Genomic DNA, 259 nt, shown 5'->3' on the forward strand with positions numbered 1-259 from the left:
CGCTGCGCTCGCTGGTAGTTCTGTAGTCTCGCTCGCTGCGCTCGCTGGTAGTTCTGTAGTCCCGCTCGCTGCGCTCGCTGGTAGTTCTGTAGTCCCGCTCGCTGCGCTCGCTGGTAGTTCTGTAGTCTCGCTCGCTTTGCTCGCTGGTAGTTCTGTAGTCCCGCTCGCTGCGCTCGCTGGTAGTTCTGTAGTCTCGCTCGCTGCGCTCGCTGGTAGTTCTGTAGTCCCGCTCGCTGCGCTCGCTGGTAGTTCTGTAGTC

Annotated in this window: 1 pseudogene; it reads right to left on the bottom strand. The window is 61.4% G+C overall.

Features of this window, described 5'->3' with window-relative positions:
- A pseudogene (locus tag DQG19_RS20680) lies at positions 1-259 on the bottom strand (hypothetical protein); the annotation flags it as partial.

The organism is Lewinella sp. IMCC34183 (assembly GCF_003390915.1).
GTDB lineage: Bacteria > Bacteroidota > Bacteroidia > Chitinophagales > Saprospiraceae > Neolewinella.